This is a genomic window from Acidovorax sp. (genome assembly GCF_021287135.1).
Lineage (GTDB): Bacteria > Pseudomonadota > Gammaproteobacteria > Burkholderiales > Burkholderiaceae_C > Acidovorax.
In genome coordinates, this window is the sequence record NZ_JAJTBB010000070.1 from 18431 (window position 1) to 30377 (window position 11947).

Sequence of the window (11947 nt, forward strand, 5' to 3'; positions counted from 1 at the left end):
AGACCGGGCGCTGCGTTCTGGCGCGTCTGCCGCTTCAGGCGCGCATGAGCGCTTCGATCTCGTCCGCCTTCACCGGCACGCCGCGCGTGATCAGTTCGCAGCCGGTTTCGGTCACGATGGCATCGTCCTCGATGCGAATGCCGATGTGGTGGAACGCCTCGGGCACGCCGTCGGCCGGTCGCACGTAGATGCCGGGTTCGATGGTGAGCACCATGCCCGGGCGCAGCACGCGGCTGGGGCGGTTGGTGATGGTCTCGCCGGACAGCGGGTCCTTGCGCTCGCTCACCTGCCCTACCTCGCCCGGCTCCACGTAGCTGCCGCAGTCGTGCACGTCCATGCCCAGCCAGTGGCCGGTGCGGTGCATGTAGAACTGGAAGTAGGCGCGCTTTTCAATCACGTCCTGCACGGTGCCGACCTTGTTCTTGTCGAGCAGGCCCAGGTCCAGCATGCCTTGCGCCAGCACGGCCACGGTGGCGTCGTGCGGGTCGTTGAAGCGCGCACCCGCCCGGGTGGCCGCCACGGCGGCGTCCTGGCTGGCCAGCACCAGGTCGTACAGCGCCCGCTGCGGCCCGGTGAAGGTGCCGTTGGCGGGGAAGGTGCGGGTGATGTCGCTGGCATAGCCGTCCAGCTCACAGCCCGCATCGATCAGCACCAGGTCGCCACTGCGCACCGGCGCCGCATCGGCGCGATAGTGCAGCACGCAGGCATTGGCGCCCGCGGCAACGATGGAGCTGTAGGCCGGGTACTGCGACCCCGCCTCGCGGAACGCGTGCAGCAGCTCCGCGTCCAGGTGGTATTCCCGCACGTCCTCGCCGGCGCGCAGCATGCGGGCCGAGCGCTGCATGGCGCGGATGTGCGCCTGGGCGCTGATGGCGGCGGCACGGCGCATGACGTCCTGCTCGTGCGCGTCCTTGAACAGCCGCATTTCGTCCAGCAGCGTGCACAGGTCGTTTTGCTCGGCCGGGCACAGCGCGCCAAAGCGCACCCGCGCCCGCACGGCGTTCAGCCAGCCTTCCACCCGCGCCGCCAGGCCCGGGTGCGTGGCAAAGGGGTACCACACGCAGCGGGTGTTCTCCAGCAGGCGGGGCAGCCGGGCATCCAGGTCGGCGATGGAGTGCGCAACGTCCACGCCCAGCGCGCCGGGTGCTGTAGCGGGACCCAGCCGGTAGCCGTCCCAGATCTCGCGCTCCAGGTCCTTGGGCTGGCAAAACAGTGTGCTGCGGCCGTCCTGCGACAGCACCAGGCAGGCCCCAGGCTCCGTGAACCCGGTGAGGTAGTAGAAGTAGCTGTCGTGGCGGAACAGGAAGTCGGTGTCCCGGTTGCGCGGCTGTTCCGTAGCAGTGGGAACGACGGCGATGCCCCCGGGGCCCAGCTGGGCGGCAAGCCGGGCACGGCGTTGGGCATAGACGGAGGCGGGCACTGGGGTGTTCATGAAGAGGTACCGCAAGGCGGGGTGGGAGTATTGAGTTCGGCCAGCCGCTCGGGCGTGCCGACGTCGGTCCATCGGCCGGTGTAGAGCTGTGCGCTGACACGGCCATTGTCCATCGCCCGCCGAAGCAGCGGGGCCAGCGGGGCTTTCACGCCGCCCGGGTTGCCGGGCGGAATGTCGCACCAGGGGGCCGAGAACAGCTCCGCGCGCAGCAGCGCGATGGTGCTGTAGGTAAAGCGCGGCACCGGGCTGCCGGCGGGCAGGTTCAGCGCCAGCCCGTCGGCCGACAGGCCAAAGTCGCCGCGCGGGTTGTGGGCGGGGTTGGGCACCAGCCACAGGTGGGCCAGGTGGCCGCTGGCGGCAAAGGTTTGCACCGCGGCGCTGTCGAACACGAAATCCGGCGCGAACACGTCGCCCGCCGCCAGCCAGAACACCGGCCCCAGCTGCGGCAGCGCCCGTGCGATCCCCCCGGCAGTCTCCAGCGCGCCGCCAAAGTCCCGGCCTTCGTGGGAGTATGAAATTGATAGCTGCTTGCGCTTGTCCATCAAGGGCTGGAGGCCAAAAACATCTGAAAAATAGTCGCTGATCTGCTCGCCCAGCCAGGCGGTGTTGATCACCACCCGCTCCACCCCCGCCGTCTGCAAGGCCTGCAGATGCCACTGCAGCAGCGGCTGGCCTTGCACGGGCAGCAGGGGCTTGGGCGTGGTGTCGGTGAGCGGGCGCATGCGCTCGCCCCGGCCGGCGGCCAGGAGCAGCGCGGGGACCGGGCCCGGGGCTGCGGCGGGGCTTTCGGCCTGCGCCGGCAGCGCGCCCCGCTGCAGGCTGTGGCGGTGCACGGAGGTGGGCTCAAACAGCGCCAGCAGGGTGCCCAGCAGCGCCTGGGCCTTGCTGGAGTGGTCCGCGCTGAAGTTGCACACGTACACATCGAGCGTGACCGCGCGCTGCTCGGGCCAGGTGTGCACGCACAGGTGCGATTCCGCCAGCAGCACGGTGGCCGTGACGCCGCCCGGGCCGTGGGCCGATGCGGGGAACTGGTGGAACAGCTGGCCCACGGGTTGCAGGCCGGCGGCGCGCACGGCCTCCACGCAGGCCTGGCCCAGCACTGCGGCGTCCAGCAGCCACGGGGCCGCGCAGCGGCAGCCTTGAAGATCGGCGGTGAGGTGCAGTCCTTGCATGGGGAGGGACTGTATTACACGCGGCAGCCGCACCAGGTGCGCTGCCACAATCGCGCCATGCCCGCCCTTGCCCCCCGCAACGACAAAGCCGCCGCCACCTACGAAAAAGTTGTCGAGGGACTGGTTTTCACGCCCTTCCTGCACCTGCAGTTCCACCTGCTGCCGCCGCTGCGCCTGGAGATTTCCAGCCGCAAGCGCGCGCCGCTGTACGTGGTGGGGACGGAGGGCTGGTGGATTCAGTGGGAGGACCAGGCCCCGATAGCGCTGGAAGCCGGCGACGTGGTGTTCCTGCCGCATGCGGGGCGCCACCAGGTCTTCACCGACCCGCAAGCCCCCCTTCAACCGTGGGAAACCCTGCTGTCGCACAAGCCCGTGCGCCACGGCTCGACCTACAACCTGACGGTGGGCGGCGATGCGGCACCGCTGGCCTGGACGGGCAGCTTCTACTGGACCGCCGATCTGGCAAGCCACCCGCTCGTCGCCGGCCTGCCGCCCGTGATGCGCATGAACCGGTCGAGCAACCCGACCTGGCTGCCCCTGATGGCCCAGGTGGTGCAATGGATCAGCGACATCCGCGCCGGCGGAAAGGGCGTGGGCATGACCCAGGCCATGACGGCCCTCCTGCAGCACCTGGTGCTCGAATGGCTGCAGGCGCCGGAGCGCGCCACGCCCGCTGCGTCGCTGGCCCCGGCGGCGGTGCGGGACCCGCGGCTCGCGCCGGCGCTGGAGGCGATCCACGCCCGCCCCGCCGAACCCTGGACGGCGACCCGCCTGGCTGCGCTGTGCCACCTCGGCCGCACCACGTTCACCCAGCGCTTCCAGGCCCAGATGCAGTGGCCGCCCATGCGGTATCTGGCGCGCTGGCGCGTGCATCTGGCCGAGCGCATGCTCAAGGAAAAGCGCCTGACGCTGCAGCAGGCGGCCGATGCCGTGGGCTATTCCACCGGCGCCATCCTCGCACGGGCGTACAAGCGTGAACGGGGCGTCGCGCCCACGCTGGAGGCCGGCGCCGAACAATCGGCTGCAAAAACGCGCTGAACAGCTGTCGCCACGGCGGCTGCCTTTCCGAAGAATCCACCACGGGCCCACAGCGGGCCCGTTTTGTTTTTCCTCGAAGGGGATTTCGCATGACAGATACCCGTTGGGCCGCCCACAAACGGCGTGTGCTGGGCGCAGCCGCGCTGTGCCTGGGACTGGCCGCGGCCACAGCAGCCACCGCCGCCACCGATTGGCAGGCGGCCGGAACTTTCGCCGGCGCCCGCGCCCGCCATACCACCACGCAACTCAGTGACGGGCGCGTTCTCGTTGCCGGCGGGCAGGTTGGCTCCATGCCGCGCCCCACCACGCAGTTCTATGACCCCGCCACCGGCCGCTGGAGCAACGGCCCCGACATGCCCGGCCCGCGCGCCGACCACACGGCCACACCGCTGCGCGACGGCACCGTGCTGTTCGCGGGCGGCATCAACGGCAGCGCATCGGTCACGGCCACCGCCACGTTCGACCCGCAAACCAACGCCTTCACCGATGCGGGCACCATGGCCGTGCGCCGCCGTCAGCACACCGCCACACTGCTGGCGGACGGACGCGTTCTGATCGCTGGCGGGCGCGGCACGAGCGGCCAGGAGGGCCTGAGATCGGCCGAGCTGTACGACCCCGCCACACGCACCTGGAGTGTTACAGGCCAGATGGGCGGCGCGGGCAAGCGCCAGCACACGGCCACGCTGCTGCAGGACGGGCGCGTGCTGGCCGTGGGCGGCATCGACAACGGCGAATCCACTACCGCCGCCGCTCTGCTGTACAGCCCCACAGACGGCACGTGGGCGGGCGCCGCGCCCCTGCCCACGCCGCGCCGCGACCACACCGCCACGCTGCTGCCGGACGGCCGCGTGTTCGTCGCGGGCGGCTCGGACGGCACCGGCGCGCTGGCCTCCACGCTGCTGTACGACCCTGCCGCCGACACCTGGACCCCCGGCCCCACGCTGCAGACCGCACGCGAGCGCCATGCCGCCATCCTGTTGCCCGATGGCCGCGTGCTGCTGGCGGGCGGCGAGGCGGCGGGCACGCCCACCGCCGTGGTCGAGATCTACAACCCGGCCGCAGGCCTGTCGTCCGTCTTCGCGCCCCTGGCCGAGGCGCGCAGTGCGCTGGGCGCGCTGCTGCTGCATACCGGCGAGGTGCTGGTGACGGGCGGCGTGGGCGCGGTGGCGTCGCTGCAAAGCGCCGAGCGCCTGCGCTGGGACGTCTCCGCCAGCTTCAACGGCGCGCTGCCCGACACGCGCGTGCGGCCCGCCGCGACGCTGCTGCCCGGCGGCGACGTGCTGGTAACCGGCGGCAGCGCGGACAACAGCCAGGGCGGCGCGCGCGACAGCGCCTTTCGCTACCACCCGGCCACGGGCCAGTGGACAACCGCTGCCGCCATGCAGCAGCGCCGTTTCAAGCACACGGCCACGCTGCTGGGTGACGGGCGCGTGTTGGCCGTGGGCGGCCAGAACCCGACGGCGCCCGGCATCGCCAACGTCGAGATTTACGACAGCGCCGCCAACACCTGGACGGCGGTGGCCTCGCTGCAATATCCCCGCCACGGGCACACCGCCACCCTGCTGGCCAACGGCAACGTGCTGATCGCGGGCGGCAGCGACGGCACCGTCGGCTCGGCCGGGGTGGCCGAGGTGTTCAGCCCCGCCACCAGCACCTGGCAGCCGGTGGGTGCGCTGCAAAGCCCGCGCACCGGCCACACCGCCACGCTGCTGCCCGACGGCCGCGTACTGGTGGCGGGCGGATCCGTGGGCAACCAGCCCACCGGCAGCGTGGAGATTTACCACCCCGCCACCGGCCAGTGGAGCGCCGGCCCGAGCCTGGCCGCCGCGCGCATCCAGCATACGGCCACGCTGCTGCCCGACGGCCGTGTGCTGGTAGCGGGCGGCGGCAACAACGTCAGTGCGCTCGCCAGCACTGAAATCTACGACCCCGCCACCAACACCTGGCAGGCCACCGGCGACCTGCAGGAAGGCCGCGCCTTCCATTCCGCCACGCTGCTGCCCGACGGGCGCGTGCTGGTCACGGGCGGCTACCTCAACGCGGTGATGCTGGCCTCCGCCGAAACCTACGATCCTGCGCGCGGCGTATGGGAGCCCGCCGGTGCCATGCCCATGGCCCGCTGGGCGCACACCGCCACCGTGCTGGCGAGCGGCCAGGTGCTCATCGCTGGCGGCGGCACCAGCAACGGCTCCGCCGCCACGGTGCTCTATGGCCGCAGCAACGACGTGCCGGGCGGCCGCCGCCCCGACGCCACCAGCGCCAGCCCCGTCCTGCTTGCCACGGGCGGAACGCTGCAACTGGACGGCCAGCGGTTCCTGAGCGACAGCGAAGGCAGCGGCGGCGCCACCAGCCAGTCGGCCACGCACGCGCCCCTGGTGCGGCTGCGCCGCCTGGACGACGGCGCGGAGTTCTGGCTGCCAGCGCAGCAGTCCAGCGCCACACAGTTCACGGCACGCCCGCGCGCCCCAGGTCTGCCCGCCGGCCCCTACCTGGCCACGCTGTTCACCGGCGGCATGGCATCGGCGGGCCTGCCAGTCACCCTGCTGGCGGGCGGCGCCCCCGGCGCACCCACCAACGTTACGGCCATGCCGGGCAATGCCCAAGTCACCGTATCGTGGCAGGCGCCCGCCACCGGCACCCCGCCCGCGAGCTACACCGTGACGGCCCAACCCGGCGGCGCCACGTGCACCGTGCTGGCGCCCGCAACGAGTTGCACCGTGACCGGCCTGACCAACGGCACGGTCTATACCTTCATCGTGACAGCCACCAACGCAGGGGGAAGCTCATCGGCCCCGCCCACGGGCGGCGTGGCGCCCGCGGGCGGCTCCGGCGGTGGCGTTCAAAGCGTGCCCACGCTTTCCGAATGGGGCGTGCTGCTGCTGGCTGCGCTGATGCTCCTGGCGGGCCTGCGCACGCGCCGCCTTGTTTGATCACCAAAAAAATGAGCACCCAGCGCTTTATGGGAAAGCACTGGGGCTCCAAATCATCATGAAAAATCCACCGACATCCTCTGTCCCGCGCCTGGACATCTACGCCGGCATCCACAAGGGCCTGCGCGCCATGATGATGGACACCCTGTCCGCCGTCGGCCGCTGCGACGCCCGCGACAGCGCCGAAATGCAGGACGTGTGCGAACGGGTCTTGGTGCTGTGCGACACCTGCGCCAGCCACCTCGAGCATGAAAACGAATTCATCCACCCCGCGATGGAGGCGTACCGGCCCGGTTCCACCGCACCGATCGCCGCCGACCACAAAGACCACCTGCACGCCATCGCAGAGCTGTGCGCCATGGCCCGCGCACTGCCCACGGGTACTGGGCCGGATCGGCAACAGGCCGTGACGGCGCTGTACCGCAAGCTGGCGCTGTTCGTGGCCGAGAACTTCGTCCACATGCACGCCGAGGAGGCCGAGCACAGCCCGGTGCTCTGGGCCAGCCACAGCGACGCCGAACTGCGCGCGCTGGAAGAGCGCATCGCCGCATCCCTCCCCCCGGCGCAGCACCTGCTGTTCATGCGCTGGATGATTCCGGCACTGCCCACCACCGAGCGCGCCGCCCTACTGGCCGGCCTGCGCGGGGCCGCACCGCGCCCTGCCTTCGACGCCGTGCTCGACACGGTACGGCCGCACCTGAGCGCTGGTGATTGGGCTGCATTGAACACCGCACTGACCCAGGCTTCCTCTTCCTGATCCGTACAACCCATGAAAAGTCGATACCGCACTCCCCCCCTTCGCCTCGCATCATTTGTGCTGGCTGCGCCCCTCTTGCTGGCTGGCACGCAGGCGCTCGCGCTCACCTGCCCCCCGGGCCAGTGGCTGGCTGAGTACTTTCCCAACACCAAACTATCGGGCGCAGCGGTGCTCACGCGCTGCGAAGCCGGCCCCATCGATTACTACTGGATGACCGACAGCCCCGACCCACGCCTGCCTGTGGATGCCTTCTCCGCGCGCTGGACGGCGAGCCTGCAGTTCCACGCCGGCACCGCCCGGTTCACGACCTACACCGACGACGGCGTGCGCCTGTTCGTGAACGGCAAGCGCATCATCAACCACTGGGCGCGCCATGGCATCACCGAGGACACGGCACAGCTCCCGCTGAGCGCTGGCACGCACACGGTGCGCATGGAGTACTACGAGGCCGGCGGCGAAGGCCTGGCGCAGCTGTTCATCCAGGGCGCGGCGCCCGCCGAGCCGCCGCCACCCCCTGCGCCACCGCGCATTACCGGCTTCACCGCGCAACCGGCCACCATTGACGCGGGGGGCACCAGCATCCTCACCTGGAACACCGACAACGCGGTGGCCTGCACGGCCAGCAGCGCCGAGGACGCGGGCTGGAAAGGCGCCCAGTCGCCCAGCGGCAGTGCCAGCGTGAAGCCCGCAGCCACCGCCACCTATGGCCTGGCCTGCCGCAATGCGGCGGGCACCGCGGCCAGCGCGGCGGTATCGGTGACCGTTCGCGTCACCACGCCACCACCACCGCCCCCTCCGCCCGAAGACACCGGCGAACTCACCGCGACCGTGACGCCTTCGGGCGTTCGGCTGGCCTGGCCCGCGTCACCCCAGGGCCGCAAGTGGGTGAATGGCTACTACGCCGGCTGGTTCTGGGAGACGTATCCGCCCGAGGCTGTGGACATGGGCACCATGACGCACTTCGTCTTTGGCCGCTATGCGCCTGCGCTGGGCTCGCTGCCGGGCGGGCGCGCCGGCGACCTGCTGGAAGGCGCAGGCGGCGCGCACGCGCAGGTGGAGGACGCACTGATCGCCAAAGCGCATGCGGCGGGCGTGAAAGCCATCATGATGGTGGGCGGCGACAGCGATGGCCCGGGCTTCCTGGCCGCCACGGCCAACGCCACCGTGCGCGCGCGGTTCATCCAGAACATCCTGGACAAGGCCGTGCAGAAGAACTACGACGGCGTGGACATCGACTGGGAAGAAGACCTGGACACCCCCGCAGCCCGCGCCCAGGCCCTGGCCCTGCTGCGCGAACTGCGGGCGGCCTCGCAGCAGCGGCCCCGCTACCAGGCCCAGCCCCTGGAGATCAGCTGGCCCGGCTTCTGGGTGAACAAGAACGAACCGGACATCACGCCATGGCACGCCGAGGTGGCCGGCGCGGTGGACCGCTTCAACCTCATGACCTACAGCATGGCCGGCGACTGGGGCTGGCTGTCGTGGCACCACTCGCCGCTGTTCGGCGCGGACACCTACCACCCGACATCCATCGAATCCACCGTGCAGGCGTACCTGAACGCCGGGGTGCCCCGCTCCAAGCTGGGCATCGGCATCGGGCTGTACGGGGCTTACTACAACAGCCCCGTGACCGGCCCGCGCCAAAGCCTGGACGGCATGCAGGGCTGGATGAACAACGGCGACTGGGAGAACAACTTCCAGCGGCTGGTGAACGACAACGCATTCGGGCAGCCCGGCGCCGTCTACCACTGGGACGACGTGGCCCAGCAGAGCTACATCACCTACACCCAGCCGTGGCAGCGCGGCCCCGGCACGCCGGTGACCTACCTCAGCTATGAGGACGAACGCTCCATTGCCGCCAAGGGCCAGTGGGTGCGCGCACAAGGCCTGGGCGGCACGCTGGTCTGGACGGTGAACTATGGCTACCTGCCGCTGCAAAACGCCAACCCGCAGATGCAGGCCGTCAAGCAGTCGTTCATGGACGGATCCGCGCGCTACCGCATCTACCGCGACGGCGCCCCCATCGCCACCACCGCCGACCCGCGCTACCTCGACCCCACACCGCCCAGCGGCAGCCATGGCTACCAGGTGAGCGTGGTGGACACGCAGGGGCAGGAGGGGCCGCGCTCCACCGCAGTGGTCGTTCAGGTTCCGTAAGGCGCAGTCGCTATCAAAACAGTAGCTGCCAGCGCTTTATGGACAAGCGCTGGCGGCCAAAATCATTACAAACCGCATCGAACATTCCCCATGCCAGCTGCGCGGTGCCCGGTGGCGCGCCGTGTCCACGGGGGGCGCCGGCGCGGGTGCAGGCCGAGGCCCCACGCGCCGGCCCGGCTCCTGATTCGATAGCTGCCAGCGCCGGCGGCGAAAGCGCTGCAACCGTTTTGAACCGCAACCCACCGCTGGTGCCCAGTGGCTGACCCGGCCCAAGGGGAGGGAATGCCGAAGCACGGTGTCCTGCGGACGGGAGAGCCGGTGCCGCAACATCCCGGCCCGGGGCCGGGGCCGCCCCGGTAAAATGCCGGGTTTCCCCCGTACCACCACCCTGACCCCCTCCTCCCCCATGGCCGACACCCAGCAATCCCAACAGATGGCCAATGCAATCCGCGCATTGGCCATGGACGCCGTTCAACAAGCCAATTCCGGCCACCCCGGCGCCCCCATGGGCATGGCCGACATGGCGGTCGGCCTGTGGGCGCGCCACCTCAAGCACAACCCCGCCAACCCCGGCTGGTTCGACCGCGACCGCTTCGTGCTGTCCAATGGCCACAGCTCGATGCTGATCTACTCGCTGCTGCACCTCACGGGCTACGACCTGCCCATCGGCGAGCTCAAGAACTTCCGCCAGCTGCACAGCAAGACCGCCGGCCACCCCGAGGTGGGCGTGACCCCCGGTGTGGAAACCACCACCGGCCCGCTGGGCCAGGGCATCACCAACGCCGTGGGCTTTGCGCTGGCCGAGAAGCTGCTGGCTGCCGAGTTCAACCGCGAAGGCCATGCGGTGGTGGACCACCACACCTACGCCTTCCTGGGCGATGGCTGCCTGATGGAAGGCATCAGCCAGGAAGCCATCTCGCTGGCCGGCGCCTGGAAGCTGAACAAGCTGATCGCCCTGTACGACGACAACGGCATCTCCATCGACGGCCAGGTGGCCCCCTGGTTTGCCGACAACACGCCCCTGCGCTTCGTGGCCAGCGGCTGGAACGTGATCGGCCCCATCGACGGCCACGATGCCGACAAGGTGGCCGAGGCGATTGCCGAAGCCAAGAAGCAGACCGAGCGCCCCACCCTCATCGTGTGCAAGACGCACATCGGCAAGGGCAGCCCCAACCGCGCCAACACCTCCAAGGCCCACGGCGAGCCCCTGGGCGCGGAGGAAATCAAGCTCACCCGCGAAGCCCTGGGCTGGACGAGCGAGCCCTTCGTCATCCCGCAAGAGGTGTATGCCGCCTGGGACGCCAAGGCCAGCGGCCAGCAGGCCGAAGGCGCCTGGAACGAACGCTTTGCCGCCTACCAGGCCGCCTTCCCCGAGCTGGCCGCCGAATTCACGCGCCGCATGCGGGGCCAGCTGCCCGCCAACTTTGCGCAGGTGGCGGTGGACACCGTGGTGGCCGCCCACACCAAGGCCGAGACCGTGGCCAGCCGCAAGGCCAGCCAGCTGGCGCTGGAAGCCTTCACCGCCGCGCTGCCCGAACTGATGGGCGGCAGCGCCGACCTGACGGGCTCCAACCTCACCAACACCAAGAGCACGCCCAACCTGCGCTTTGACCTGCAAGGCGCGGTCGTCAAGAACGAAGCCGGCGTGGGCGGCCGCCACATCAACTACGGCGTGCGCGAGTTCGGCATGGCCGCCGTGATGAACGGCATTGCGCTGCACGGCGGCTTCATCCCCTACGGCGGCACGTTCCTCACCTTCAGCGACTACAGCCGCAACGCCATCCGCATGGCGGCACTGATGAAGCAGCGCGTGATCCACGTGTTCACGCACGACTCCATCGGCCTGGGCGAAGACGGCCCCACGCACCAGTCCATCGAGCACGTGGCCAGCCTGCGCCTGATCCCCAACCTGGATGTGTGGCGCCCCGCCGACACGGCCGAAACCGCCGTGGCCTGGAGCGTGGCCCTGTCCAACAAGAACAAGCCCACCGTGCTGGCCCTGTCGCGCCAGAACCTGCCCTACGCGCCCAAGCGCGACCTGGGCGACATCTCGCGCGGCGCCTACGTGCTGTCCGAACCCGCCGACGTGGGCCTCAAGAAGAAGGCCGTGGCCGTGATCATCGCCACCGGCTCGGAAGTGCAGCTGGCCCTCAAGGCCCAGCGCCTGCTGGCCGACCGCAAGGTGCCGGTGCGCGTGGTCTCCATGCCCAGCACCACCACGTTTGACCGCGAAGACGTGAAGTACAAGAAGGCCGTGCTGCCCGCGGGCCTGCCCCGCGTGGCCGTGGAAATGGGTGCCACGGACGGCTGGTGGAAGTACGGCTGCGCCGCGGTGGTCGGCATCGACACCTACGGGGAGTCCGCACCCGCGCCAGTGCTGTTCAAGCACTTCGGCTTCACCGAAGAGAACGTCGCCGCCACGGTGCTCGCCGCCCTCAAGCGCAAGTGATCTGCCAGGGGTCCC

General features: G+C 70.3%; 7 protein-coding genes and 1 pseudogene. 5 read left to right on the forward strand and 3 right to left on the reverse strand.

Translation table 11 applies throughout. The features are described from left to right. Positions 1 to 34: 34 nt before the first annotated feature. The 3 genes and pseudogenes from LWW96_RS16350 to LWW96_RS16360 all read right to left on the reverse strand — a co-directional run. A complete protein-coding gene (locus LWW96_RS16350) occupies positions 35 to 1432 on the reverse strand; it encodes an aminopeptidase P N-terminal domain-containing protein (RefSeq protein WP_291488840.1) in 1398 nt (465 codons plus the stop codon). After that, positions 1429 to 2235 (reverse strand): nucleotidyltransferase family protein, encoded by an 807-nt coding sequence (locus LWW96_RS16355; protein ID WP_291488927.1) that lies wholly within the window; start codon positions 2233 to 2235, stop codon positions 1429 to 1431. Before LWW96_RS16355 ends, LWW96_RS16350 begins: the two co-directional genes overlap by 4 nt. Before the next feature lie 15 nt (positions 2236 to 2250). Next, positions 2251 to 2604: pseudogene (locus LWW96_RS16360) on the reverse strand (S-adenosylmethionine decarboxylase); the annotation flags it as partial. Between the two features lie 57 nt (positions 2605 to 2661). On the opposite strand from LWW96_RS16360, the gene LWW96_RS16365 reads away from it, so the two are divergent. From LWW96_RS16365 to tkt, 5 genes are all read left to right on the forward strand, one after another. Next, complete coding sequence (locus tag LWW96_RS16365; RefSeq protein WP_291488842.1) at positions 2662 to 3642, forward strand: AraC family transcriptional regulator; 981 nt, start codon at positions 2662 to 2664, stop codon at positions 3640 to 3642. A gap of 89 nt (positions 3643 to 3731) precedes the next feature. Further along, positions 3732 to 6572: an IPTL-CTERM sorting domain-containing protein gene (locus LWW96_RS16370; RefSeq protein WP_291488844.1), complete on the forward strand. Its 2841-nt coding sequence runs from the start codon at positions 3732 to 3734 to the stop codon at positions 6570 to 6572. A gap of 58 nt (positions 6573 to 6630) precedes the next feature. Next, positions 6631 to 7329, forward strand: coding sequence for a hemerythrin domain-containing protein (locus LWW96_RS16375; RefSeq protein ID WP_291488846.1), 699 nt, complete (start codon positions 6631 to 6633; stop codon positions 7327 to 7329). Positions 7330 to 7341: 12 nt separating this feature from the next. Continuing rightward, the gene (locus LWW96_RS16380) at positions 7342 to 9483 is read left to right on the forward strand and encodes a glycosyl hydrolase family 18 protein (RefSeq protein WP_291488848.1); all 2142 of its coding nucleotides are present in this window, start codon (positions 7342 to 7344) and stop codon (positions 9481 to 9483) included. A 406-nt stretch (positions 9484 to 9889) separates the two neighbouring features. Further along, positions 9890 to 11932 carry a transketolase gene (gene tkt, locus LWW96_RS16385; protein ID WP_291488850.1) on the forward strand — a complete coding sequence of 681 codons (2043 nt, stop codon included), beginning with the start codon at positions 9890 to 9892 and terminating at the stop codon, positions 11930 to 11932. Positions 11933 to 11947: the final 15 nt, after the last annotated feature.